19 protein-coding genes are annotated in these 24,948 nt (G+C 64.2%); 13 read left to right on the top strand and 6 right to left on the bottom strand.

Annotation, left to right across the window (positions count from 1 at the left end; genetic code table 11):
• Positions 1 to 17 precede the first annotated feature (17 nt).
• From FHY02_RS21500 to FHY02_RS21490, 3 genes are all read right to left on the bottom strand, one after another.
• Positions 18 to 329 carry a helix-turn-helix domain-containing protein gene (locus FHY02_RS21500; RefSeq protein WP_183926191.1) on the bottom strand — a complete coding sequence of 104 codons (312 nt, stop codon included), beginning with the start codon at positions 327 to 329 and terminating at the stop codon, positions 18 to 20.
• 79 nt (positions 330 to 408) lie between these two features.
• A complete protein-coding gene (locus tag FHY02_RS21495) occupies positions 409 to 561 on the bottom strand; it encodes a hypothetical protein (RefSeq protein ID WP_183926189.1) in 153 nt (50 codons plus the stop codon).
• Between the two features lie 35 nt (positions 562 to 596).
• Complete coding sequence (locus tag FHY02_RS21490) at positions 597 to 2,051, bottom strand: efflux transporter outer membrane subunit (RefSeq protein ID WP_183926187.1); 1,455 nt, start codon at positions 2,049 to 2,051, stop codon at positions 597 to 599.
• Between the two features lie 79 nt (positions 2,052 to 2,130).
• Here FHY02_RS21490 and FHY02_RS21485 point away from each other — a divergent pair, with 79 nt between their 5' ends.
• The 3 genes from FHY02_RS21485 (at position 2,131) to FHY02_RS21475 (ending at position 7,135) form a co-directional block, all read left to right on the top strand.
• Positions 2,131 to 2,748, top strand: a complete 618-nt coding sequence (locus tag FHY02_RS21485) for a TetR/AcrR family transcriptional regulator (protein WP_183926185.1) — start codon at positions 2,131 to 2,133, stop codon at positions 2,746 to 2,748.
• Positions 2,749 to 2,831: 83 nt separating this feature from the next.
• The gene (locus tag FHY02_RS21480; protein ID WP_183926183.1) at positions 2,832 to 3,923 is read left to right on the top strand and encodes an efflux RND transporter periplasmic adaptor subunit; all 1,092 of its coding nucleotides are present in this window, start codon (positions 2,832 to 2,834) and stop codon (positions 3,921 to 3,923) included.
• Positions 3,924 to 4,066: 143 nt separating this feature from the next.
• A complete protein-coding gene (locus FHY02_RS21475) occupies positions 4,067 to 7,135 on the top strand; it encodes an efflux RND transporter permease subunit (protein ID WP_311731907.1) in 3,069 nt (1,022 codons plus the stop codon).
• A gap of 342 nt (positions 7,136 to 7,477) precedes the next feature.
• On the opposite strand, the gene FHY02_RS21470 is transcribed toward FHY02_RS21475, so the two are convergent.
• Complete coding sequence (locus tag FHY02_RS21470) at positions 7,478 to 9,763, bottom strand: TonB-dependent receptor (RefSeq protein WP_183926179.1); 2,286 nt, start codon at positions 9,761 to 9,763, stop codon at positions 7,478 to 7,480.
• Positions 9,764 to 10,125: 362 nt separating this feature from the next.
• Between FHY02_RS21470 and FHY02_RS21465 the strand changes: the two genes are divergently transcribed.
• Positions 10,126 to 10,629, top strand: a complete 504-nt coding sequence (locus tag FHY02_RS21465) for an RNA polymerase sigma factor (RefSeq protein WP_183926177.1) — start codon at positions 10,126 to 10,128, stop codon at positions 10,627 to 10,629.
• Entirely contained in the window at positions 10,626 to 11,297 is a 672-nt protein-coding gene (locus FHY02_RS21460; RefSeq protein WP_183926175.1) for a hypothetical protein, read from the top strand. The genes FHY02_RS21465 and FHY02_RS21460 overlap by 4 nt, the downstream gene beginning before the upstream one ends.
• 79 nt (positions 11,298 to 11,376) lie before the next feature.
• Here FHY02_RS21460 and FHY02_RS21455 read toward each other — a convergent pair whose 3' ends face one another.
• Entirely contained in the window at positions 11,377 to 11,823 is a 447-nt protein-coding gene (locus FHY02_RS21455) for a MarR family winged helix-turn-helix transcriptional regulator (protein ID WP_260173060.1), read from the bottom strand.
• Positions 11,824 to 11,908: 85 nt separating this feature from the next.
• Between FHY02_RS21455 and FHY02_RS21450 the strand changes: the two genes are divergently transcribed.
• Both FHY02_RS21450 and FHY02_RS21445 read left to right on the top strand, forming a co-directional pair.
• Positions 11,909 to 13,411 carry an FAD-dependent oxidoreductase gene (locus tag FHY02_RS21450; RefSeq protein ID WP_183926174.1) on the top strand — a complete coding sequence of 501 codons (1,503 nt, stop codon included), beginning with the start codon at positions 11,909 to 11,911 and terminating at the stop codon, positions 13,409 to 13,411.
• Complete coding sequence (locus tag FHY02_RS21445; protein ID WP_183926172.1) at positions 13,404 to 13,910, top strand: DUF4405 domain-containing protein; 507 nt, start codon at positions 13,404 to 13,406, stop codon at positions 13,908 to 13,910. The genes FHY02_RS21450 and FHY02_RS21445 overlap by 8 nt, the downstream gene beginning before the upstream one ends.
• Positions 13,911 to 14,805: 895 nt before the next feature.
• On the opposite strand, the gene FHY02_RS21440 is transcribed toward FHY02_RS21445, so the two are convergent.
• Complete coding sequence (locus FHY02_RS21440; protein ID WP_183926170.1) at positions 14,806 to 15,399, bottom strand: TetR/AcrR family transcriptional regulator; 594 nt, start codon at positions 15,397 to 15,399, stop codon at positions 14,806 to 14,808.
• 100 nt (positions 15,400 to 15,499) lie between these two features.
• On the opposite strand from FHY02_RS21440, the gene FHY02_RS21435 reads away from it, so the two are divergent.
• The 6 genes from FHY02_RS21435 to FHY02_RS21410 all read left to right on the top strand — a co-directional run bounded on the left by FHY02_RS21435 (position 15,500) and on the right by FHY02_RS21410 (position 24,479).
• On the top strand, positions 15,500 to 16,255 hold the full coding sequence (locus tag FHY02_RS21435; RefSeq protein WP_183926168.1) for a 3-oxoacyl-ACP reductase family protein: 756 nt from the start codon (positions 15,500 to 15,502) through the stop codon (positions 16,253 to 16,255).
• Between the two features lie 29 nt (positions 16,256 to 16,284).
• Positions 16,285 to 17,253, top strand: coding sequence for an SDR family NAD(P)-dependent oxidoreductase (locus FHY02_RS21430; RefSeq protein ID WP_183926166.1), 969 nt, complete (start codon positions 16,285 to 16,287; stop codon positions 17,251 to 17,253).
• 255 nt (positions 17,254 to 17,508) lie between these two features.
• Entirely contained in the window at positions 17,509 to 19,353 is a 1,845-nt protein-coding gene (locus FHY02_RS21425; protein ID WP_183926164.1) for a methyl-accepting chemotaxis protein, read from the top strand.
• A 541-nt stretch (positions 19,354 to 19,894) separates the two neighbouring features.
• Entirely contained in the window at positions 19,895 to 21,808 is a 1,914-nt protein-coding gene (locus FHY02_RS21420) for a bifunctional diguanylate cyclase/phosphodiesterase (RefSeq protein ID WP_183926162.1), read from the top strand.
• An 80-nt stretch (positions 21,809 to 21,888) separates the two neighbouring features.
• Positions 21,889 to 22,419 carry a YfiR/HmsC family protein gene (locus tag FHY02_RS21415; RefSeq protein ID WP_183926159.1) on the top strand — a complete coding sequence of 177 codons (531 nt, stop codon included), beginning with the start codon at positions 21,889 to 21,891 and terminating at the stop codon, positions 22,417 to 22,419.
• A 2-nt stretch (positions 22,420 to 22,421) separates the two neighbouring features.
• Entirely contained in the window at positions 22,422 to 24,479 is a 2,058-nt protein-coding gene (locus FHY02_RS21410) for a TonB-dependent receptor (RefSeq protein WP_183926157.1), read from the top strand.
• Positions 24,480 to 24,948 lie beyond the last annotated feature (469 nt).

Below are 24,948 nucleotides of genomic sequence, written 5' to 3'. Positions count from 1 at the left end.
CACTTCGTCCAAGGCTCTTACGGCGCCTCTCCCCAGCGTTGCGACAGAGCTCGAATAGCCTCTAACACACTGCGCATGTCGCCCCCTCGAGGCGTCAGGATATACGCTTGGCGGTCCGCAGGTGGCGGCAGGCAGACGCGATCAAGTAGATCCTCCTGCTCAAGATCGCGCAGTCTTTTCGTTAAAACGTTGGCTGAGACGAGCGGAAGGCGCCTCTTCAAGTCCGAGAAGCGGGCCGGCCCATCGAGCAAAATCTGCATGATAGGCACGGTCCATTTAGTCGAGATGATCTGCTCAAGCGACATCCGGGTGCTTTGCATCTCGCTCATACGGTGACATTCCCAGCGTCTACGCTTCGACGGCGACATCCGGTGGACGAGCGGCACAGGAAGCGGCGACGTACCGGCATCATTTGGCTGATGATCCTTGCACCAGGTCTAGATAGCGCGACGCGAGTTCGTAATGGGAATTACAGGCCTTCGCATTGTCGGCACGCTGCGCCATCACGAGCTCGGCCTCCGCCCGCTTTTGAAAGTAAGCGAGGTCGTCTGACTTTGACATCGATGCCTCCGAACCTGAGTCGCCCGGTGCGCAGCTCACCGGCTCGCAATCTGTCTGGGGTTCCAGCCGCCGCCCAAGGCGCGAAAGGACGCAACCGCGCCACGGCTCGCGGCCGCTCGCGCCTGTATCGCGCTGTCACGTGTCTCGAGCAGTCTGCGGTCGGCGTCGAGCACCTCGATGAGGCTGACGACTCCGCCTTTGTAGGCAAGATCGGACGTATTCCTTGCGCGCGTTAGCGCCACCTCCCCTTGCGCAAGCGTGGTCGCCCGGGCCTCCTGCTGCACCAGCGTCGAAAAGGCATTCTCGACATCCTCGGATGCCTTGAGGACGGCGAGACGATAGGCGGCGAGCGCCTCGGCATTACGACCGCGTGCCGCCTTGATCTCGGCATCGACGCGCCCGAAGTCGAACAGGCGCCAGCGCAGCCCGAAGATGCCATTGGCCTGGATGGAATTGCCCGAAAACAGGCCACCTGCGGCGGTAGTCGCGGTGCCCAGCAGACCGCTGAGGCTGAATTTCGGGTAGTATTCCGATATTGCCACGCCAATGCGGGCATTGCTCGCGGCGAGCGTCCGCTCGGCTGCGATGATGTCGGGCCGGCGTCGCAACAGCGTCGCCGGCCCGCCCGCCGTCGATACCTGGGGAGGGGAAGGGATCGCGGCAGGAACAGAAAGATCGGCCTGGCTAGAGCCGGGCTGTGCGCCGATCAGTACGTCGAGCGCATTCATCGCGACGTCGAGATCATTCTGAATTTGGGGGATAGAGGCGCGCACCTGCGCGGCGGCACCCTCGGCCTGCCGCAACTGCAGCTCAGCCGCGATGCCCTTGCGGTACTGCAGAGCGATCAGGTCAACGAGGCGCTGCTGGGTCAGGCTCTGCGCCTTGGCAACGTCGAGACGGGCCTGGAGCGATCGGATGAGGATGTAGGTGTCCGCAGTCTGTGCAGCGATCGACAGTCGCGCGGCAACCGCTCCGGCTTCAGAGGCCTGCCAATCGGCACGGGCGGCATCCCGCGCGGCATCGCGGCCGCCGAAGAGGTCGATTTCCCAGCTCGCGGTCGCATCGAGTTCGTAGATCTCAGTCGATCGCTCGAATTGCGGAAAGGCGTTCGCGACCCTGCCGATCGGCGTCTCGAGCGATTGGTAGGTCTCACCTGCCTGTCCGGAAATCTGACCCGACGGGAGCAGCGCGGCATTGGCGTTCTTCAACGCCGCCCGTGCCTGCAACACACGAGCTCGCGCCTGCTGCAGATCAAGGTTCTGGTCGAGTGCCTGTTCGACATACCGCACCAACAGCGGATCGTGAAACGACTGCCACCAAGTAGCCAGATCAACGTCGTTTCGCACGACGGCTCGTGCTTCCACCGCCTGAGCGCCCACGAAGGTTGCGGGCGCCTGAGAAACGGGCGCGACGTAACGCGGACCCACTGCGCAGCCACTCGATAGGGCAGTGAGCGTGAGCGCGGACGCCTTTAGGAGGTTGAGACGCATTCCGGAGATCCCTTGTCTGTGACCGATGTACGTTATAGTCACTCATTGTCAATCCGGCGATGAGCAGTATGTTGAGACGATGACCGATAACCAGACCATCGAAGCCCCTGCCCGAGGCCCCGCAGAGCACGCGGTTCGCGACCAGATCATCGAGGCGGCCAACGATTGCTTCGCGCGATACGGTTTTCAAAAGACCACCGTATCTGACCTCGCCAAGTCGATCGGCTTCTCCAAAGCCTACATCTACCGCTTCTTCGAATCGAAGCAGGCTATTGGCGAGGCCATATGCCGATCGAGGCTCGACATCATCGTTCAGCGTGCCCGCGAAGCAATGGAAGGCGCGTCCGGTGCGAATGATAGATACCGCCGTATGTTTAAGGCGATAACAGCCTCAAGCGTTGAGCTGTTCTTCGTCGATCGAAAAATCTACGAGGTTGCCTCGCTCGCAGCGTCTGAAAACTGGGAGTCTGCGCAGGCGTACACCCAAACGCTGCTCAGCATGATCGAAGAGGTAGTCCGGGAAGGACGTGAGAGTGGCGAGTTTGAGCGCAAAACGCCGCTCGACGAGACGTGTCGCTCAATCTTCTACGCGATGATGCCGTTTGTGAATCCGATCTTTCTCGAACGCAATCTGTCGCTGGTTCCGGACGGGCAAGGCGAGGTCGCGAACCTGATCCTGAGGAGCCTTGCCCCCTAGCTTCAAACGCTAAAAGCATTGTGACCAGTTGACATATCGGTCACAGAACTACATTTGAGCTTCTCCTGAGGGAGGGATTGCTCGTGCCTAATCGTCAACTCGGCGCCGCTCTGGCTAGCGCCACGCTTCTATCGGTTGCGCTGTCGGCGTGCGGAAAGAAGGCCGAGGATCCTCGCACCGAGCCGCCGCTGGTCCGGGTGTCGACGCCAGCGCTGGCAAACAGCGCGACGCGCGAGTTTACCGGCATCGTCGCGGCGCGTGTGCAGAGCGATCTTGGCTTCCGGGTTGGAGGCAAGGTCATCCAACGCCTGGTCAACGCTGGCGAGACCGTGCGCCGGGGCCAACCCCTCATGCGGATCGACAACACCGACCTCGCGCTGGCGACGCGCTCGGCGGCCGGGTCCGTCGAGGCGGCCCGCGCCCGTGCGATCCAGACCGCGGCCGACGAGCGGCGCTACCGCGATCTCGTCAGCGCCGGAGCCGTCTCCGCCTCCGCCTATGACCAGGCGCGCGCGGCTGCCGACAGCGCCCGCGCTCAACTCGTCTCAGCTGAGGCGCAAGCCGGCGTCGCGCGCAACGAAGCGAACTACACCGTGCTCCTTGCTGACGCAGACGGTACCGTCGTCGAAACGCTGGCGGAGCCCGGACAGGTTGTCGCCGCAGGCCAGATCGTGGTTCGTATCGCCCGCTCGGGGCCACGCGAGGCGCTGGTGCAGCTGCCCGAGACGCTGCGTCCGGCGCTCGGCACCAGAGCCCAGGGACGTATCTTCGATGGCGCGACCGGTACCGCCAGATTGCGCCAGCTGTCAGATTCGGCCGATCCCGCCTCACGCACCTTTGAGGCGCGCTACGTCCTCGAAGGCCAGACCGCGCGTGCACCGCTCGGCTCGACTGTCACCATCGCGCTCCAGAGCCCCGGCAAGGTCGCCAGCACCGAAGTGCCGCTCGGCGCCCTGCGCGACATCGGACGCGGTCCTGGCGTCTGGATCGTCCGCGACGGCAAGCAGCCGACGGTCGCCTGGCAACCGGTCAAGCTGTCGGCGATCGGCGAGGAAACCGCGACCATCGTCTCGGGCCTGACCCCTGGTCAGCGGTTGGTCGCGATGGGCGCACACATGTTGCACCAGGGCGAGGCCGTTCGGATCGCAGCGCCTGCTCCGGGAGCCGCACGATGAGCGATCATGACGACGGCAAGCGACCCGACGGGGCTGCTGACGCTTCCCATAGCGGACACGGCGACGGTCATGCGCCCGCCGCGCACGGGCATCACGACGACCATGACGCGCAGCCCGGCCGCTTCAACCTCTCGGCGATCGCGGTGCGCGAGCGGTCGGTCACCCTATTCTTCCTGGTAGCGATCATCCTCGCCGGGATCTTCGCGTTCCTGAAACTTGGCCGCGCCGAGGATCCGAGCTTCACTATCAAGACGGCGACGATCGTCACCGCCTGGCCCGGCGCGACCGCACAGGAGATGCAGGATCAGGTCGCCGAGCCGCTGGAGAAGCGGATGCAGGAACTGCGGTGGTACGATCGCAGCGAGACCTTCACCCGTCCCGGGCTCGCCTTCACCACGCTGACGTTGCGCGACGACACGCCGCCCAAGGATGTCGAAGGCGAGTTTTACCAGACCCGCAAGAAGATGATGGACGAGGCCCCCAGCCTGCCGCGTGGCGTGGTCGGACCGTTCGTCAACGACGAATATGCCGACGTCACGTTCGCGCTCTACGCGCTGAAGGCCAAGGGGGAGCCTCAGCGATTGCTGGTGCGCGAGGCCGAACAGCTGCGCCAGCGCCTGCTGCACGTCCCCGGCGTCAACAAGATCAACATCGTCGGCGAGCGGCCCGAGCGCATCTTCGTCGAGTTTGCGCAGGAGCGCCTTGCCACGCTCGGAGTCTCGCCGCGCGACATCTTCGCAGCGCTCGCGAAGCAGAACCTCATCACACCCGCCGGCTCGATCGAGACGAAGGGCCAACAGGTCGCGATCCGCCTCGACGGCGCGTTCAACGAGCTCGAGACGATCCGCGACGTGCCGGTCGTGGTGCAAGGCAAGACCTTCCGCCTGTCGGAGATCGCCAAGGTCGAACGAGGCTACGAAGACCCCGCCACCTTCATCGTTCGCAACCAGGGCGAGCCGGCGTTGATGCTGGGCGTCATCATGCGACCGGGCTGGAACGGGCTGGAGCTCGGCAAGGCGCTGAACGCGGAGATCGCCCAGATCGGCAAAGAGCTGCCGACGGGCATGACGCTGACTCCGGTCACCGATCAGGCGGTGAACATCGACGAGGCCGTCGGCCAGTTCATGCACACCTTCATGGAGGCGCTCATCATCGTAATGGTCGTCAGCCTTATCAGCCTGGGGTGGCGCGTCGGTATCGTCGTCGCAGCGGCGGTGCCGCTGACGCTGGCGGTGGTGCTGGTCATCATGTGGGCGACCGGCCGCGCGCTTGACCGCATCACGCTAGGCGCGCTGATCCTCGCGCTCGGCCTTCTCGTCGACGACGCGATCATCGCCATCGAGATGATGGTCGTGAAGATGGAGGAGGGCTATGATCGTATCCGCGCCTCTGCCTATGCGTGGAGCCATACCGCGGCGCCGATGCTGGCGGGCACGCTCGTCACCGTCATCGGCCTGATGCCGGTCGGGTTCGCGCAGTCAACTGCGGGCGAATATGCCGGCAACATCTTCTGGGTCGTCGGCTTTGCGCTGATCTCGTCCTGGTTCGTGGCGGTGATTTTCACGCCGTACATGGGCGTCAAGCTGCTGCCGAACATCAAGCCGGTCGAAGGCGGTCACGCCGCCATCTACCAGACGCCGCGCTATGAGAAGGTCCGCGGCTTCATTGCCTGGGCAGTGCGGCGCAAGGTCGCTGTCACGCTTGCCGTGCTCGCCATCTTCCTGGTGGCAGGGGCGGGTATGGCGCTGGTCAAGAAGCAGTTCTTCCCGGCGTCGGACCGTCCCGAGGTGCTGGTCGAGGTGCAGATGCCAAAGGGCACTGCGATCAAACAGACGGCTGAATCCGCTAAGCAGGTCGAGGCGTGGCTACGCAAGCAGCCGGAAGCCAAGATGGTCTCGACCTATATCGGTCAGGGCGCACCGCGCTTCTTCCTTTCGCTCGCGCCGGAGCTTCCCGACCCCTCATTCGCCAAGATCATCGTGCTGACGCCCGATCAGGAAGCGCGAGAGGAATTAACGCTCCGCCTGCGCAAGGCAGTGAGCGATGGCCTCGCTCCCGCGGGGCGGGTACGTGCTACCAAGCTGACCTTCGGTCCCTATTCGCCCTTCCCGGTCGCGTTCCGCGTCAGCGGACCCGATCTGGCTGAAGTGCGGACCATCGCCGCCAAGGCGCAGGCCGTCCTTCAGGCCGATCCGATGATGCGCACGGTCAACGCTGACTGGGGTGAGCGCGCACCGTCGCTACACTTCGTCCTCGACCAGGATCGCCTGCGAGCTCTGGGGCTGACCTCCGGCGATGTTGCCGATCAGCTGCAATTCTACCTCACCGGTGCCACCGTCAGCCAGGCTCGTGAGGACATCCGCACGGTCGATGTGGTGGCGCGTTCCGCCGGCGCCGACCGGTTCGACCCGGCACGAGTGGGCGATTACATGCTCACCGGCGCGCAGGGTCAGCGCGTACCCGTGAGCCAGATCGGAAAGCTCGAGGTCCGTATGGAGGATCCGATCCTCCAGCGTCGCGATCGCCTGCCGACGATCACCGTGCGCGGCGACATCGCCGATGGCCTGCAGCCGCCCGACGTCTCCACCGCCATGTTCAAGAAGCTGCAGCCGCTGATCCAGCAACTGCCCAGCGGCTACAAGATCGAAATGGCGGGCTCGATCGAGGAAGCCGGTAAGGCGAACAAGGCACTCGCCCCCATCTTCCCGATCATGATCGTGCTGATGATGATCGTCATCATCCTCCAGGTGCGCAGCCTGTCGGCCATGGCGATCGTCCTCCTCACCGCGCCCCTGGGGCTAATCGGGGTCGTGCCAACGCTGCTGGTGAGCGGACAGCCCTTCGGGTTCAACGCCATCCTCGGGCTGATCGCGCTGGCGGGCATCTTGATGCGCAACACGCTGATCCTGATCGGGCAGATCCACGATCATGAGCGCGACGGCATGGATCCCTACCATGCCGTGGTCGAGGCGACCGTGCAGCGTTCGCGGCCGGTGATCCTAACCGCGCTTGCCGCCGTGCTCGCCTTTGTGCCGCTCATTTCCTCGGTGTTCTGGGGTTCGATGGCGGTCACGCTGATCGGCGGGACGTTGGGCGGCACGATCCTGACCCTGCTGTTCCTGCCGGCACTCTACGCCTTGTGGTTCAAGATCAAGCCGCCGGTAGACGAGAAGGACGGGCACGCACCCGCCAGCCAACCTGCTCATGCGTGAGGAGTAGATCATGCTGTATCTGCCCAGACAGGCGTTCGCCACGATGACGGTCCGGGAGGAAGCAATTCAGCTTCCTCTCAGCCCCCTCGAACGATAGGTCCTATTCCTGTCGCTCAAGGATCATCGGCGTACGGCGATGGAGGAGACAAGCTTGCGTCGTCTCCTGCCGCGCCTGTTCGGGCAGCGAAGGTCCAATCGCCTGGCCGATCTGAGACTGGAGGCACTCCGCGTGTTCTGCGTTCGCTAGGCCCACACGTTCGCGCTGCCGATCCGCCCATGCGCGCCGCAGCAGCGTAGCACCGGCCAATCCCCCGATGACGGCGACGAGCGCGGTCAGGGCTGTCACAGATGCAGTTCCAGACCGGCACCGAACGTCTGCGGATCGCCGAGAATGCCGCGATTGCCGTCAGGGGTGCGGTACTGGAGGTAGTCCTGGTCGAGCAGGTTCCGGGCGAAGGCGAACACCGTCCAGCGACCGGCATCATAGCCCAGCCGGGCGTTCACCACCGTGCGGCCGGACACGCGCGATTGATTCTGCTCGGTGCCAACATCGGTGAAGACGCCGCTGCGATAGTTGGCGTTGACGTTGCCCACGATGGCACCGACACGGCCGTTGATCCCGGCTGCCAGCGTCCAGCGGGGCGCATAGGGGAATTGCGATCCGGCCAGATCAACCGTGCTGGTCGAACCCGTGGGGAGGTCGAAGCGATCATACTTGGTCCGGACGTAGCCGGCCGAGGCGTAAGCATCGAACATGCGATTGAGGCGGCCCTGCACTTCAAGCTCCCCGCCATAGAGGTGCGACTTGCCGGCGTTCACTGTATTGTAGTCGTAGGCGTTGAGACCGAAGAAGGCGGTCGTTTGCTGATCCTTCCAATCGACGTAGAAGACGTTGGCATTGACAGTCAGCCTGCCGTCCAGCCAGCGCGAGCGCAGCGATCCCTCGTAGTTCCAGCTATATTCCGGATCATAGGCGACGAGCGTCGCGCGCGCCGGGTTCTGGCTGGACCCGCCCGAGCGATAGGCGCGCTGCACGGTGAAGGCGGTGGTGAGGTCCGGCGTCCACTCCATGCTGACGCCGGCCTTTGGCAGGAAGGCGTCGAAGCTGCGGGCGGTGCTGGCCCGGGCCGATGCCGCCTGCGCAACCAGGCCGAGCACCCCGCGGTTGATCGCGGTCACCGCCAGGTTGAGCGGGGTGCCGGTTGCGCCGAACGCGGCCGGGCTCGGCAATGTGCCGTTGAAGGTGGCGATCGTCTCTGCGCCGTAGCGATTGTCCTCGTGATCGTAGCGGAAGCCGGCGAGCAGCGAGAGGCGATCGGTCACCCGCAAGCGACCATCGCCGAACAGCGCGGCGTTCTTCACGAGCAAGGGTTGATCGGCGATGTAACGGACCGGTATTTGAGGCAGCGCGGTGGCATAGGCGGTTGCGATCTGCCGAGCGGCAGTGGCCGGGAAGCCGCCGCTCTGCAACAGTCCGACGATCGTGGTGACAGGCGTCGCGATGTTCAGGCGGTTGTTGGCATCGAGTCCGCCTGAGCGTCGATAGGCCCAGGCGCCCAGCACGCCGCTCACCCGTTCACCGTCGTAGTTGAGGCGGAGTTCCTGCGTCCAGGTCCGATAACGGCTGTCGTTGCTGATGAACTGTACGTCGGCGGCCGTGCCGTCCGCGTCCGTCTGGGCCAATGTCGCGGTGCGATTGAACGAGGTAACGCTCGACAATCGCAGGTGGGGAGCGATCTCGTAGCCGACGTTCAACACTGCGATGTCGGAGCGGACATAGCCGCGATTGGGCTGGTCGCTGGTCGAGCGCCGGTGATCGTAGAAGTCCGGCGTGGTGAGGTTGGTGTATTCGTAGAGATAACCGCCGTCGCGCCGCACACGATTGTAGCTCGCCTGTACATCAAGGCCGGGCAGCGCCTGTGGCGTCCAGTGGAGCTTGCCGCGCAGGTTGAGCATGCGCAGGCTGTCGTCGTAACCGCCTCGCGTGACATTGCGGATGATGCCGCGATCAGCACGACGTTCAGCCGACAGGCGAATGCCCAGCTCGTCGCGGATCAGCGGGCCGCCTGCCGCGGCCGAGAAGGTGCGATCGTTCTGGTCTGTCCACAGGATACGGCCGTCAGCGCTATAGTCGGTGACGGAGGCATTGCGGGTCGTTAGCACGATGGCGCCGGCCAGCGCGTTCAAGCCCTGGATAGTGGATTGCGGTCCGCGCAGGATTTCTACCTGATCGATGTCCCATAGGTCGGTGGGACCGCCGAACAGCGCCTGGCGAGGAATGGGTGCCCCGTCCACGTACACCGTCGCCGTATCCGCATTGCCGCCCGCACCCACACCCTGATTGTTGATCCCGCGAATGGTGAAGCCGGCAGAGCCGTAGGTTTCGGAGACGTTGGCGGTACGGTTGTAGATATCCTGGATCGTCAGGATGTTCTCTTGCCGGATACGCTCCGGGGTCGTGACCGCGACGCTGGTCGTCGTCTCCTGGAGCGTCCGGTTCGATTTCTCGCCGGTGACGATGATGTCGTCCGGTTGCGCTTCCTGCGCGGTGGCGGGCGCCTCTTGCGCAAAGCCGGGTGTGGCAACGACCAGCGTGCCGGTGCAGAGCAGGTAAGCGATCAGTCTCATTGTAGCCCCTTTTTTGGTAGGAGCTACAAACCGTCTTAATGATAATCAATAGCAGAACGGTTTAGCTCGCTCGGTAGGTGTACTCCTGTCGCACGAGTGTCAGAACCGTCCGGGGCTGTCGAAAAAAGCCGCGCTGGTGGCTGGGTATGGTTGGGGGCGGAATGACACCCCAAGGCGTTGCGATGCCGTCCCATAGGGATAAGGCGGTCGAGACGGCCGGAGCATTCCCATTGGGATGGTGAATTGGGAAACGTCAGTATCCCGATCGCCACATTGTACCGGCGAAAAAATATCATCGGCCCTGTGATGAACCGCCCCCGCCTGCGAATAACCCTGCGTAACGATAATGGGGTTGCGAAACAGTGGCGAGCAGGGGGATCAGGGATAGCGAGAAGTTCGCGGGACTGATCCGGGATCATGCCGGCATCGTCCGCAAGGTAGCGGCTACCTATGCCAGCGATCCTGACGACCGCGCCGATCTGGTGCAGGACATGCTGGCTAATCTTTGGGCGGCTTGGCCTCGTTACGACGATACGCGGCCCTTTCCGACCTGGATGTATCGCGTGGCGCTCAACGTCGCGCTGTCACATGTACGCTCGGTCTATCGAGAGCGGCGGGTAATGATCCCGCTTACCATCGACCATGACACGGTAGCCGCGACAGGCCCGGACCACGCTGCAAACCACGCGCTCGACGCACTGCACGCGACGATGGCTCGCTTCGATCCGCTCAACCGGGCGGTGCTGCTGCTCTACCTCGATGAGCGCAGCCATCGCGAGATCGGCGAAATCGTCGGTCTCGGCGAAAGCGCCGTCGGCACCCGGATCGACCGCATCAAACAGAAGCTCCGGAGGGAGCTGGCATGACGGAGGAACTGACGATGGACACCGACGCGCTGAAAGCTGCGGTGGCGATGCTTGAGGGCGGGGACCGCGAACTGGTCTTTCCCGGCACGGTCGCCGTCCGCAAGGCTAGGCACGGCATTGATGCGCTCGGCAAATGGCAGATCGTTCAGATCGGTGCCGGCATCATCTTCGCCGTTGCAGGAGGAACGGTATGGAGCGGCCTGCTGGCGCGACCGGGGCTGCTGTTCGCCAGCGGGCTGCTCATCAATCTCTTCGGGGCAGCCATGATCGCGCTCGGGATAGCCGGTCTTACCCACGCCGTGCGGATCGACGTGACCGCCCCCATCATCGAAACCGAAGAGCACATGGCCCGGCTGCACAGGATCAAGCTGATATCGGGCTGGATGCTCGGCGCGAGTTGGTGGGTGCTGTGGCTCCCGTTCATGGCCGTGGTTATCCGACTTCTGTGGGGCGCCGACATGCTGGGTCCGATCGGGATCAGTGCGTGGCTCCTCACGACCGTCGCGAGCGGGGTAATTGGGTGGGCCGGCATGTGGGGGCTGCGGCGCTGGGCGGCCCGGAACGGGCGGGCGCGCCTTGCCACGCGGATGGATGACATGATGACCGGCCACAGCTTCCGCGAGGCGCATCGCCGCCTCAAAGAGGTTGCCCGCCTCGCGGCGGACTAGCGGCGATGCCTTCTCGATTGGGAACGGCGGTCGAGACGGCCTAGGCATTCCCATTGGGATGGTGTTTTGGGAAACAGTGTTAGCCTTGCTGAGTGGGGTCGTTCTGCACCGCATCGGCGAAGCGGCGCATTAAGCGGGTAAGATCGGCAACATCCTGGTTCGCCCAATCGGCAAAAATCGTGCGCGCCGTTGCCTCACGCGCCATGTCGATCTTGTCGGTCAGGGCTTTGCCACTGGCGGTTATGACTGCCTCACGGACCCGCCCATCTGTTGGGCTTGAACGGCGCTCCACGAAGCCGAGGCTCTCCAGCTTGGTGACCTGTCGGCTAACCGTCGTGTAGTCGCGCCCCACCCGGTCGGCGAGGTCGACGATGCCGATGGGTCCCAGCCGTTCCACCATCACAAGCAGCGGGAACAGCGCCCGATCGAGTGCGATCCCCGCCTCGCGGACCATTCCCTCGTCGCGCTGCGGCCGGTTCATGACGCTAACGATGTCGATCAGCGCGCCGTGCAGTTCGCGCAGCAATGCCGAATTAGGTGTATTATGCACGTTTCTGTTTGACTCCAACCGTCGCCCAATCTAGGTGCATATTACACATATGGAGCATGGTATGACAAACGGTTTTGCAGCGGATGTGCTCATCTGCGGCGCGGGCGCGGCTGGCCTGACGCTGGCGATCGACCTCGCCCGGCGCGGCGTCTCGTTCCGGCTGATCGAGAAGCTGGACGATCCCTTCCGCGGCTCGCGCGGCAAGGGCATCCAGCCCCGCACTCAGGAGGTGTTCGAGGACCTTGGCATTCTCGACCGGATCGTGGCGGCGGGGGGCTTCTTCCCCAAGCAACGCAAATATGCGGACGACGGCAGCTTCACCGATGCCGATGTGGTGGAGGCGGAGCCCGCGACGCCGGCGGAGCCCTATCACCTGCCGCTGATGGTGCCCCAGTTTCTCACCGAGCGTGTGATGCGGGAGCGGCTGACGGAACTGGGCCACGGCCCAGAGTTTGGCTGCGAACTGCTCGGCTTCACGCAGGACGACTATGCGGTGACGGCGCGGATCGCGACGGAGGCCGGCGAGGAGACGGTCCGCGTCCGTTGGCTCGTCGGTACGGACGGCGGCCGCTCCTTCGTTCGCCATGCCCTGGACATCGGCTTTCCGGGCAAGACGCTGGGCGTACGCGCCATCGTCGCGGATGTAATGCTCTCCGGCCTGTCACGCGACGTGTGGCACCGCTTCGGCGAGGGCGACATGCAGCGCCAGATTTCCGCCTGCCCGCTTGCCGGCACCGATCTCTTCCAGCTCCAGGGACCGATCCCGCTGGAAGGCCACGTCGACCTATCGGTCACCGGGCTCACCGCTCTGCTGCGCGAGCGAACCGGGCGGGACGATCCCTTCGTCCACTCGGTATCCTGGGCATCTGCCTTCCACATGAACGCGCGCCTTGCCGATCGCTACCGGGTCGGCCGTGTCTTTCTCGTGGGCGATGCCGCGCACACCCACCCCCCGACCGGCGGGCAGGGTCTGAACACCAGCGTGCAAGATGCTTACAACCTAGGCTGGAAGCTCGACGCGGTCCTGCACGGCGCTCCCGATGGGCTGCTCGACACCTACGAGGCGGAACGCCGCCCCGTCGCCCAAGCCATGCTTGGCCTCGCGACCAGCCTGCTCGATGCCATGAAGCGCGGCCAGATGCGGCGCGGGCGCGACGTGCATCAGCTCGACATCGGCTATCCCGAATCCTTCCTGGCCGTGGAAGCGCCGGAACGGCACGGCGTCCTGCTCGCCGGTGACCGAGCGCCCGACGCACATGTCCGGGGTGCAGCCGGACAGCCGCATCGATTGTTCGACCTATTCAGAGGTCCCCATTGGACACTGCTGACTTATGGCGATGCGTCCATGGCAACGCGGCCGGGGTTGCACGCCCATGCCATCGGGCAGCGCGGCGACCTTGCCGACGATGCCGGACAGTTCCGGGCTGCCTATGGTGTCGCGGCCGGCGATCGAGTGCTGGTGCGACCGGATGGCTATATCGGGGCGATTGTCGGCGCCGGCGAAGATGCGGTGCTGGATGCCTACCTTCTACAGGTTAGCATGGCGGGCAAAGTAGATGGCTAAACCTACCACCGTTCGCACTTGGGCCACCCCGCTCACGATCGGCGCCTTCCTGCTGATGGCGGCGACCGGCATTTTAATGTTCTTCGGCTGGAACACCGGGCTGACCACCGTTGCCCATCAATGGCTGTCCTGGTTCTTCCTGGTCGGCGCGGGCGGGCACATCGTGGCTAACTGGCGCCCGCTCAGGAACCATCTGAAAACCCGGTGGGGTCGCGTTAGCCTGTTGTGCTTCTCGGCCCTGCTAGCCACATCGCTGTTCGCCTGGGGGCGGGTGACAGGGCCGCAACTGGAACGCCCGATCATGACGGCGCTGGTTGACGCTCCACTATCCTCCCTGGCTGGTGTTGCCGGCATGGCGCCGGACGACATGGTACGACGATTCAACGCTCATGGCGTCCCTGCCGATCGACAACGATCGATCCGCGAACGGTCTATTCGGCACCATATCGGGATCGACCGGCTGCTGGGCTTGGTCTTCCTGCCTGACGCGCAAAGTTGATGGTGTTGGGGATGCTCGCCCTGAATGCCGGGGGGCAGCGCGCCTTCAAAAGGGAACGCCCAGCGAGACCGCGCGGGCGTTCTTGGAATCGATGGTCAAAAGGGAATGAGGCTGCGCGAGACCTGCGCTGCGTCTAGCATTGGTTACGCAGCGTCGTTTACGACTTTGGCTTTCGCGTTGGCGGCACCACGTTCGGCTACCTCTTTCAGAATAGCGGCGGCGCGACCTTGATCATTTTCCCGCAATTCAGCCTTGGCTTGCTCTAGAAGGTGCCGATCACTCGATCCACCGTTGCCCATTGTTACCTCCAAAACTGACGTCGATAACCAGCTTGGCCCGACAGCCAGCGAGTGTCCAGCGAGCGACTAACACGCTCGATCTCACTGATCCGGCGTTCCGATTGGGAACGGACAGCGAGACAGTCGCAGCTTTCCCATTGGGAACCCATAGCGGGACAGTTGCTCAGGAGACCGCGGCAGCGGTCGCCCAGAGCACCTGCTTTTCCAAAATCTGTTCCCAATTGCTCCTTCCCAAAATGGCATGTCGGAGGCGGAGAAGCGGAAAAGATCGCGCTTTACGAATGGCTGTTTTGGGGACGGCGGGTCGCCAGCGTAAATGGTTGCATGAGCAGGCGTCAAGCTGAGCTGAGTTCGTGCTTTCGAGTATTACATCCACGGCATGATCCGTGGCTCTTATGACCCAATTGCGGTCATTCGCGACCTCTTTTCAGTTCCCCACTTTCTGCCATCCATTCATGTGGCTGGGCAGGCGATGTTGAGCTTCGGTTGTGCTCGCGGCGCCGTCAGCTTGCGGGGACGATGGTGTTCTGGGGATGTCAGCCGGTTCGAGAGGTCGGATCAGAGCTGGCATATTGGGAAGCGCAACAGAGCCTCATCTAATACGCGCCGATGCGTAGGCCATCCACCAGAACCATCACCATGCGCTGCGTCTGCGGCGTGGTGTCGGCATCCGACATCGACAGACGTGCGACCGCGCCGAGCAGCTCGTCCGCGGCGACGTCGCCGCGGACGCGCCCCGCCCCCTGCGCCGTGACCAAGAGCCCCTCCAGTGCCGGTCGTAGCCGCGCTTCGAAGTGGCCAGGCAATGCCGCGTAGGCCGGCTCGCCCGAATGCAGCGCCGCCGCCAACCCGCGTTTCGTGGCGAAGAACGCCGAGAACCGCGCCATCCACAGCCGCAACGCCTCGAACGGCTCCTCCTCGGCGGCGAGTTGCACGGCGGCATCGGCACAACGATCCATCTCGCGGCGGAACACCGCGGCGATCAGGTCCGAGCGTTGCGGAAAGTGGCGGTAGACCGTGCCGAGCCCCACCCCCGCTTTGGCGGCGATGTCGCGGATCGGGGCGTCGACGCCGATAGCAGCGAACACCTCCTGCGCCGCCTGCAAGAGCGCGTCTACACTGCGCTGCGCGTCCGCCCGCAGCGGCTTGGCGGGACCAGCATCAGGGGTGGAGGTCGCGGTTTCGCTCATAAAGCCTTGTCATCCGGAACATTGTTCCATATCTACCTCGAACAACGTTCCGCTTGCATAGCGGAACGAAGTGTCACCGCCTAGCCCTTGGAGCCTTGCTATGATCCCCTCGACGTTCGACCTCTCCGGCAAGAACGCGTTGGTCACCGGCGGCAGCCGCGGCATCGGTGCCGCGATCGCCGTTCTTCTGGCGCAGCGCGGCGCGACCGTCGCGATCACCTATGCGCGCAGCCCCGACCGCGCGGCGGCGCTGGTCTCCGACATCGAGGCGGCGGGCGGCCGGGCATTCGCCGTCGAGGCGGACATCGCCGACCCCGAGGCCGCCCGCGCCGGCGTCGAGGCGGCGGTGAAGCGGTTCGGCGGGCCGCTCGACATCCTGGTCAACAATGCCGGCATCGCCGAGCACGGACCGCTGGGCGTGATCGCGGGCGCCGCGTTCGAGCGGCAGCTCGATACCAACGTGCGCGGCGTCTGGTACACCACGGCCGCGGCGGTCGCGGCGCTTCGCGACGACGGGCGTATCGTCAACATCGGCAGCTTCTTCAGCGAACGCGCGCCGGCGCCCGGTACCAGCGCCTACGCGATGACCAAGCACGCGGTCGCCGGGCTGACCAAGGGCTGGGCGCGAGACCTCGCGCCGCGTCGCATCACCGTCAACACGGTCGAGCCCGGCGCGATCGCGACCGAGGCCAACCCGGACGCGGGCGAGCGGTCGGCGACGATCAAGACGACCGTGCCGCTCGGCCGCTACGGCCAGCCGGGCGAAGTGGCCGAGCTGGTCGCGTTCCTGGCGTCGCCGGCGGCCGGCTACATCACCGGCGCGCAGATCCTCATCGATGGCGGCATGCTCGCTTGAACGGCGCGGGAAAGATGGAGGCGAAGCATATGGGTCATCGGCAGCATCCGCTCGGCAGCGGTTTTCCCCCGTCGGCCACCGCCGCCGAGGTACTGGACGGGATCGACCTATCGGGTCGTCACGCGGTGGTGACCGGCGGGCATGCCGGCATCGGGCTGGAGGTGACGCGCGCGCTCGCCGAGGCGGGCGCGCAGGTACTGGTCGGCGCGCGCGATCTCGAGCGGGCCCGCATGGCGCTGGCGGACGTGCCCGGTGTGACGGTCGACCGGCTCGATCTGATCGACCCCGCCTCGATCGAAGGCTTCGCCGCCCAGCGGCTCGCGAGCGGCGCGCCGCTGCACATCCTGGTCAACAACGCCGGCTCGTCGGGGGGACCCGAGCGCGACTCGCGCGGCTACGAGCGGCAGTTCGCGGTCAACCACCTCGGCCATTTCCAGCTGACGCGCGCGCTTCTGACGGCGTTGCGCGCGGCCGGGCGGGCGCGGGTGGTCGTGGTGTCGTCGGGCGCACACCGGTTCGGGCGCATCCGCTGGGACGATCCGCACTTCACGTCCGGCTACGATTCGCTAGCCGCCTACGCGCAGTCCAAAACGGCCAACGTCCTGTTCGCGGTCGGGTTGGACGCGCGCTGGTCGGGCGACGGCATCCGCGGCTACGCGGTGCACCCCGGCGTAGTCGCGGGCACCAAGCTCAACGCTGCGGCGGGACTTGACGCGCTGCGCCGCATGGGGCTGATCGATGCTGACGGGCGGCCGATCATCGATCCTGCAGGCGGTAAGAAGACGCCGGCGCAGGGCGCCAGCACCATCGTATTCGCCGCGACCAGTCCGCTGCTGAACAATCTGGGCGGCGTGTACCTGACGGACAACGACGTCGCGCCGCTAACCGACGGTGACGTGCCGTTGACGGCCGGCCGCATCCCCGCTGACGCCGCGTCGCATTCGATCGACCCGGCGCAGGCGGAGCGGTTATGGCGGTTGTCGGAGGGAATGCTGTGACTGACGCCAAACCGACCCAAAACCGGTCAGCCCGCAGGCCCTGCCCGCCTCTCGAATCCAGACATTTGTTCATCTTGAGGGTGCCGTCGCTATGAGCGACCGCTGCAGGCACCGCTTCATACCCGATCCTGCGGGCGTTCGTGGGAGGCACCGCTAACCCCAACTCTCCTTGAGTGCGCTCCAAGTGACCAAGCAGTCGCACCTCGTTAACATATGTTGCTCTATGTTGCTGATACCCCTTGAGAGTGTCAGCACGTGAAGAACCTGAAGATCAGCTCGAAGCTGCTCGTTGCCTTCGGCATCCTACTCGGCTCGCTGCTGCTCATGGCAGCCGCATCGATCACCAGCCAGCGCACCTTGAACGACGCAGCAGAGCTGCTGGGTCACGATCGGCGCGATAAGTTGGTCGCTGTTGCGGCCCTCGACACGGCCACGTCGGATTACCGAAATGCGGAGGCGAACAGCATCCTGTCAGAGGCGCCTGCCGACATCGCTGCTGCTGAAACCGATGCGGCGGCTCAGGCGGCAGAGGTCGGCAAGAACGCGAGCTTCTTAAGCGAGGCGCTCAAGAACCCTGCCGCGCGATCCATGTTCGAACGATTCGAGGCGGACTGGCGCACCTACCTGACGCAGTCGAAGACCACACTGACCCTGTCGCACGACAATCAGAACGACGCGGCACTCGCCAGCTTCCGCCGCAGCAAGGCGGTCTATGATCAGGCCAGCGATGATGCCGGCAAGCTGAAGGCGATCCAGGTCAGCCTGATGGATGGCGACATGGCCGCGGCGAATGCGACCTACACGACCTCCCGCGATGTCTCGATCGGGATCGCCGTCGCGGTGCTCGCCCTCACCATTATCATGCTGCTGTCGCTGATCCGCGGCATCGCCACGCCGCTGACGGCGATGACGGCGACGATGCGCCGGCTCGGCGCGGGTGACCTCAACGCCGAGGTCGCGGTCGATCCGCGCCGCGACGAGGTGGGCGAGCTCGCGGGCTCAATGGTGGCGTTCCGCGATCAGCTCGTCGCCGCCGAGCGCGCCAAGCAGGAGCAGACCCGCCTGATCGTCGACAGCGTTGGCAGCGGGCTCGACTCGCTCGCGCGCGGCGACCTCACCGCACGGATCGAGGCCGAGCTGACCGGGCCGTTCGCCAAGCTGAAGGACGACTTCAACAACGCGATGCAGTCGGTCGCGGGCACGCTCACCGCGGTCAACGCCAGCGCCGAGGGGATCACCAACGGTGCCAGCGACATCCGCCAGGCCTCGGACGATCTGTCGCGCCGCACCGAGCAGCAGGCCGCCAGCCTGGAAGAGACCGCGGCGGCGATGCACGAAATCACCACCACGGTGCGCGACACCGCCGCCAACGCGGTCAAGGCGAACGGCGTGGTGAACGACACGCGCCGCGACGCCGAACAGTCGGGTGACGTCGTCCGCCGCGCGGTCGAAGCGATGAACGGGATCGAGCGCTCGTCCAACGAGATCAGCGAGATCATCGCGGTGATCGACGGTATCGCGTTCCAGACCAACCTGCTCGCGCTCAACGCGGGCGTCGAGGCGGCGCGCGCGGGGGACGCAGGCAAGGGCTTCGCGGTGGTCGCCTCCGAGGTGCGTGCGCTGGCGCAGCGCTCGGCCGACGCCGCGAAGGACGTGAAGAGCAAGATCACCACCTCGACCGAGCAGGTCGACGCCGGCGTCACGCTGGTGGCGCAGGCGGGCGAGGCGCTCAGCCGCATCACCGGGCGGATCGGCGAGATCAGCGCCTTGGTGTCCGACATCGCCTCGGCCGCCGAGCAGCAGGCGATCGGGCTCCAGCAGGTCAATACCGCAGTCAGCGAGATGGACGGCGTGACGCAGCAGAACGCCGCGATGGTCGAGGAAGCCACTGCCGCGGCGCGCAGCCTTGCCGAGGAGACCGAAAACATGGCGCGTCAGGTCAGCCGCTTCAAACTAGGCGAGGCTGCATCACCGGCGTCGTCGGTTCACCAGCTCCAGGCACGCGCCGCGCAGGTTGGTGCTCGATTGGTTGCCGGCGCGCGTGCGCGTCGGACGAGCGTGGCGGCGGCGTCACCGCAGGATGATTGGTCTTCCTTCTAGGGGATCGATGATGGACCAGCACCCAGAAGCCGCTCCTTCTACGGTCGTCGCCGAAGCTCTCCTTATGTCGGCACAGGCAGAGTGCCTGCTGCTGGATCTCGCCGAACTGAAGCAGCAGGTCGAAGCAACCCTCCGCTTGCTACGGGCGTCCGAGGAGGGAAACCAGACAGCAAGCCTATCACGATAGCTAAGAACCTGCTGGAACGCTGCTGTGTGGGAGGGTAGCAGGTACGCAGCCCCTCTCGGCTTGTGCTTTGACCAGTTTGCGTCTTTTCTTGCCGGAAAAGGCCTCTACGACTCCCCCCTGGTTGATGCACCATTTTTTAGCAATGTCGTGCAATGGCGATGCTGATCCATGGGCCAGGTCCGTCCCTCCTCCTCCGTGCAGCGAATGACCGGCGCGGTTTTGTCCCGGCTTCGAACGCCGGGCTTAAATCTGAGTCCAATAAGCGCCCGGCACTCCCAGCAGGCCGGCCTGTTCAGGCTAGGCTGGCTGCTGCGGCGAATAGCGGGGCCACGAGCGGTTATCGTCCTTCTGATCATGGCCGTGGCCTTGTGCCTAGGCACGCTTATCTACGTTCAGCATACGACCAGCGTCATCGTTGATCGCGACATGGAGACGGCGCTCACCTTGAGCGAGATCGCGGCAAGCTTCGATCACGAGGATGGTAGTCTCTACCGTGTCATGGTGGACAAGGCGGCTGATGGCGCAACGTATGACATCGGTCCTCGAGTCGATACCATTCACGCGCGCGTCTCAAGAATTCGCGATCTCTTGGTCCAGCAGAGAGGGAGGCTTTCACGTCGCGACCGACGTCGCGTCGATCGCGTGATCCTCGAACTTAATACGTATAATGACGCTGTGAGCGTATTATCCTCCATGCTGGAGGTCGACTTTGCCACGAGCGTGGCGATGCTGAGACCCTTCCGCGCGAACGCCAACAAGGTCCTTACTGAAGTCAAAGGGATAGCACGGTCTGGCATCACCGATGCTCACCGCCATGCGGAAGCGGCGGCCTGGCGCACACGTATCCTCGTTATTGTTGTCATCGCGGCAGTGCTCATCGTGGGACTGCTGTCATACCTCTGGCTTGCCATCGCCGCTGCTCGAGGCGTGCAACTACAAGAGGAGGTTCGCCGTCGTGGCGAAGCCGAGCGCGAGGCGTTGGTTCTCGCGCGGACCGATGCGCTGACCGGCTTGGTGAACCGGCGGGTTTTTAGTTCTGAGTTGCAGGCTGCTGTCGATGCAGCCACAGCTGACGTCGGCGAGCTCGCGGTTGTGCTAATCGACCTCGACGGCTTCAAGGAAGCGAATGATTGTCATGGCCACGCTGCCGGCGATGCTATCTTGAGAGCCGTGGCACGGCGGCTCACCTCGATCTTCGGCGCAGACAGCACCATCGCTCGCCTCGGTGGTGACGAGTTCGGCGTTCTTGTCCCTGTGGCGCATTGTGGACCCGCGATACCACTTGCTGAAGTGGCAAGCGTGTCGCTGCGTGCCCCCGTAGGCTGGCTGGGGAACATGCTGACAACCGGGGCCAGCATAGGAGTGTCGCAGTACCCGCGCGACGGACGCGAACCCGACGAGCTCCTGCATGCCGCTGATGTTGCAATGTACCACGCCAAGCGGAACATGAAGGGAGGCGTATGCCGGTTCAACACGACGATGGAGGCCGAGCGGCTGGAACGGCGGCGTCTGGAAGGAGAGCTGCGCGACGGGATCGAACGCGGCGAGGTTCGCCCATTCTATCAACCGATCGTGCATCTCGTAGACCGGACGGTATGCGGCTTCGAGGTTCTGGCGCGATGGCAGCATCCGCGCCTGGGTCTGCTGACACCCGACTCCTTTATCAGACTGGCCGAAACCACGAGACAGATCACCGCGCTGACTCGGCGCATCCTGACACAGGCATGTAGTGACCTCGCCGACCTGCCGTCTCATATCCGATTGGCCATCAACATATCGCCGACACAGCTGATGGAGCCCGACTTGGCGGCGTCGCTGATTGCAATCATTCAAGAGCATGGGGTCGACCCAGCAAGGATCGAGATCGAGATCACAGAAGATGCAGTCATGGATGACGTGCTGCTAGCAGAGAGCGTCCTCCAGACCTTTCGAAACGCGGGAATGTCAATTGCGCTCGACGATTTCGGCACCGGCTACTCCAGCCTCGCAAATTTGCGGCGCTTGAGGTTTGATAAGATCAAGATTGACCAAACCTTTGTTCGTACGCTGCATGGGAGCGTGGAGAGCGAGAAGCTTGTCGACGCCATTCTCTCGCTTGCTGCCAGCTTCGGTATGGCCGTTACGGCAGAAGGCATTGAGGACGAGAAGGTAGCTGGCTTACTATCCGGCAAGGGCTGCACCAGAGGACAGGGCTACCTTTTCGGTCGACCTGCGGCCTTAGTCGACGTCCTGCCGTTGTGCGCTGAGCGGCACTGCGAGGCGGCATAGCCGCGTGCCCGCCGAGGCCGGCCTTAACCATTTGGTATCGGCGTAGCGCTAGGGGCAAATCCGAACTGATCGGGACGATCGTGAGCCTCAAAATATTCACCAGGTCGATCGGCGCGGTAGCCATGGCGTGCTGGTCCTCGGCGTCTACGCCGGCAACCGGGCTCAACGTGCCGGTAGCCGCGCGCGTGATTTCGTTCATTCAGCCAACGCCGCAAGGCATCCTGCCCGTAGCTATTGTCTACCAGCCGGGCAACGCAACATCGGAAGCCGAAGCGGTGACTATCGAGAGGGCGCTGGCTACAACCACACAGGTGGGACGGGCGCGACTGAAGACTCGTCGTGTTACGACATCGAACCTCGCCGCGCTTGATGGTGCGAAAGCCGCCTTCGTCACGAGTAGTTTACGACCGCATCACGACGATGTCGCGCAGGCGGCCACGTCTCGGTCTATCCTGACGATCACATCCGACACGACCTGCGTGATGGCCGAGCGGTGCGTGGTTGGGATCACCAGCGCTGATCGCACTCAGATCATCGTCAGCAGGGCTGCGGCCCGGCGCAACGGCATCCGCTTCGGATCTGCCTTCCTGATGCTCGTCAAGGAAATCTGAGCATGACCGCCAGTGTGCGTTGCCTCCTGCTGGCATCGGCTGTCCTGGTCGCGTGTGCACCCGGAGTACAGGCGCAACAGGTCGATTACGAGGCGTTGCAACAGACCGTTGGCGAGCCGGTCACGACGAGCGTGACGGGCAAGCCGCAGCGTCAGTCTGACACGCCGGCCTCCACCATCATCATCACCCGAGAGCAGATTGATCGTTCTCCGGCAAAGGACGTGCCGGGTCTGCTGAAGACCTACGCTGGCATCGACGTGAACCGCTGGACGGCAGGGCAGAGCGACGTGGCGGTACGTGGCGGCGTGCAGACCTACAATCCACGCCTTCTGGTGCTCGTGAACGGCAGGCAGGTCTACCTCGATCATTATGGAATGACCGACTGGAACCTGCTGGGCATACAGCTGGAGGAGGTGCGACAAATCGAGCTGGTGCGTGGTCCATCGGGAGCGCTGTTCGGCTTCAACGCTGCGAGCGGTGTGGTGAACATCATCACCGATGACCCCTTGAGCAGTCCCCGGGTCACCGCCAGCATCGAGGGCGGGAACCACGATTATCGTCGCCTTGCCGGTGCGATAAGCGTACCTGTCGGGTCCTCAGTCGGCGTGCGCCTCTCCGGCGGTCACATGCGAGAGGGGGAGCGTCGTATCCCCAGCGACCAGCTACAGCCTACTCGTAGCGGTGACGTATCGCGCGATGAGCTATCGACCGCTATGAGCGTAGCGATTGATCCACAGACGAGCCTTACGATCAGCGGCGGGTTGGCTCGCAACGAGCAACTCGAGCTTCTGGTGACGCAGATCGCCAGTCGCCAACGATATGCAACCGAGAACGCTGGATTGCGGATCGACCGCGACACGTCGTGGGGCGGCTTGTCGGCCAGCGTCTACGCCAACTGGCTGGACGCTCGTTACGGCTTGGGAGCAAACGACCCCGGTGCTATGCCGATCGCGGCTCTTCAGACCTTCCAGCTCTCAGCCGTCACTACTGTGGCGCAGACCTCTGCGCTGTTCAGCCTGGGAGACGACACGGCACGTCTAGGCCTTGAATACCGCCACAACAGCATGGACAGCGGTATCAGCTTCTCTCGAACGATCGAGTACACCGCGCTCGCGGCGAACGCGATGTACGACAAGAAGCTCGACGATCACGTCACGCTGAACGTTGCCGGGCGCCTGGACCGTCTGTCGCTGGGCCAGTCGGGAGCATTGGCGCGGTTAACCGCCGACGTGCCGGCGGATTTCGATAGGAGCTTTCTAGCCTTCAGCTTCAACGCCGGGTTGCAGGCGCGGCTCGACGAGCGCCAGTCACTGAGGATCAACGGCGGACGAGCGGTTCAGGCTCCATCACTCGTGGTCTTCGGTATGAACGTCCCTGTATCGTTCGTCGGCGTACCATTGCCGGTGCTCGTCGCAGGCGACCCTCGCATCAAACCTGTCACGGTGTGGAGCGCAGAGGCTGCCTACGATATACGGCTGTCAGAACAGGCGGAATTTAAGTCCGCAGCGTTTTTTACGCGGACCAACGATGCGATCTCTTATCCAGGTGACGATCCGGTGCTGGAACTGCAGCCCAGATTCGACCCCTTCCTTGTGACGCGCGTCGCCAATGTGGGCAGCTTCACTACCTACGGCCTCGAGCTTTCCGGACAAGGCGCGATCACGCCTATGCTCAATTGGCGGGCTAATTACACCCTTACCGAGACGAACGACACGCTGCCGGGCACCTCACCCGCGATCAAATACTCACTCGCGCCCAGCCTCGGAACAGCCCGCCACAAGGCAAATTTCATCCTTGATGGAAGTCGTGGCTCCCTATCCGCTTCTATAGCGATGAGGTACACCTCAGCGACACGGCAGATCAGCACCAGACCAGACACTTTCCTGGCGCTCCTTCGAGTTGAGCCAGCACTCGCTCTCGATGCGAAGTTCAGTGTGCGCATGGGTAAGCGCTTCGGTATATGGTTGGCAGGAGAGAACCTGACCAACGCGTCCGGGGCGACAGGTTCACCTCTCCCAGGGGACACGCGGGTGCGTTCCGGGGTAAAGCTGGCTCTCTGACCGGTAGGGCGGTAGCAGCAGCTCGATGGCGATGCAGGTGGTCCTCTTCACCAGGACACCACAGGAACAACCGCCGGCGCGTACGAAGGTTTAAAGCGGCGGCGGAAATGCCGCTCTTGCGCCCGAAGAGACGAACCAAGTCGCTTAGGTTGGCTAGGCGGCGGCGAGAACTACCACAGTCTTCAGTCCTCTCACGCCTCGCCCTATGTCGCGAGCACCCGCTTGCGGCCCCCTGCCCTCTCGTGCCGAGGACCCAAAAGCGGTCACTCCAAGCGCCCTGCCCAACTCCCAACTTCGGACGCCCATTCATCTCTGCGGCGGACACGGGTGACGCGCCGCAACGCCGGTGATCCTGGTCGGGCCTTGGGAGGATTGCGGCCGGACGGCTTTCGGGTACCCTCTGCACACTTACGACAAGCGCGGCGAACGTCCTGAGGCGCCGGCACGATCTTTCGGCGAGCTGTAGCCG

The sequence above is a fragment of the Sphingomonas sp. BK069 genome (genome assembly GCF_014193405.1).
Classification (GTDB): Bacteria; Pseudomonadota; Alphaproteobacteria; order Sphingomonadales; family Sphingomonadaceae; genus Sphingomonas.
The sequence above is the reverse complement of the archived record's forward strand: the minus strand, read 5'-3'. Positions and strand labels throughout refer to the sequence as shown.

Excerpts from the sequence above, each read along its gene's own strand:
- FHY02_RS21500 (WP_183926191.1), bottom strand. The coding sequence starts at position 329 with ATGAGCGAGATGCAAAGCACCCGGATGTCGCTTGAGCAGATCATCTCG.
- FHY02_RS21495 (WP_183926189.1), bottom strand. The coding sequence starts at position 561 with ATGTCAAAGTCAGACGACCTCGCTTACTTTCAAAAGCGGGCGGAGGCC.
- FHY02_RS21490 (WP_183926187.1), bottom strand. The coding sequence starts at position 2,051 with ATGCGTCTCAACCTCCTAAAGGCGTCCGCGCTCACGCTCACTGCCCTA.
- FHY02_RS21485 (WP_183926185.1), top strand. The coding sequence starts at position 2,131 with ATGACCGATAACCAGACCATCGAAGCCCCTGCCCGAGGCCCCGCAGAG.
- FHY02_RS21470 (WP_183926179.1), bottom strand. The coding sequence starts at position 9,763 with ATGAGACTGATCGCTTACCTGCTCTGCACCGGCACGCTGGTCGTTGCC.
- FHY02_RS21460 (WP_183926175.1), top strand. The coding sequence starts at position 10,626 with ATGACGGAGGAACTGACGATGGACACCGACGCGCTGAAAGCTGCGGTG.
- FHY02_RS21450 (WP_183926174.1), top strand. The coding sequence starts at position 11,909 with ATGACAAACGGTTTTGCAGCGGATGTGCTCATCTGCGGCGCGGGCGCG.
- FHY02_RS21445 (WP_183926172.1), top strand. The coding sequence starts at position 13,404 with ATGGCTAAACCTACCACCGTTCGCACTTGGGCCACCCCGCTCACGATC.
- FHY02_RS21440 (WP_183926170.1), bottom strand. The coding sequence starts at position 15,399 with ATGAGCGAAACCGCGACCTCCACCCCTGATGCTGGTCCCGCCAAGCCG.
- FHY02_RS21435 (WP_183926168.1), top strand. The coding sequence starts at position 15,500 with ATGATCCCCTCGACGTTCGACCTCTCCGGCAAGAACGCGTTGGTCACC.
- FHY02_RS21430 (WP_183926166.1), top strand. The coding sequence starts at position 16,285 with ATGGGTCATCGGCAGCATCCGCTCGGCAGCGGTTTTCCCCCGTCGGCC.
- FHY02_RS21420 (WP_183926162.1), top strand. The coding sequence starts at position 19,895 with ATGGCCGTGGCCTTGTGCCTAGGCACGCTTATCTACGTTCAGCATACG.
- FHY02_RS21410 (WP_183926157.1), top strand. The coding sequence starts at position 22,422 with ATGACCGCCAGTGTGCGTTGCCTCCTGCTGGCATCGGCTGTCCTGGTC.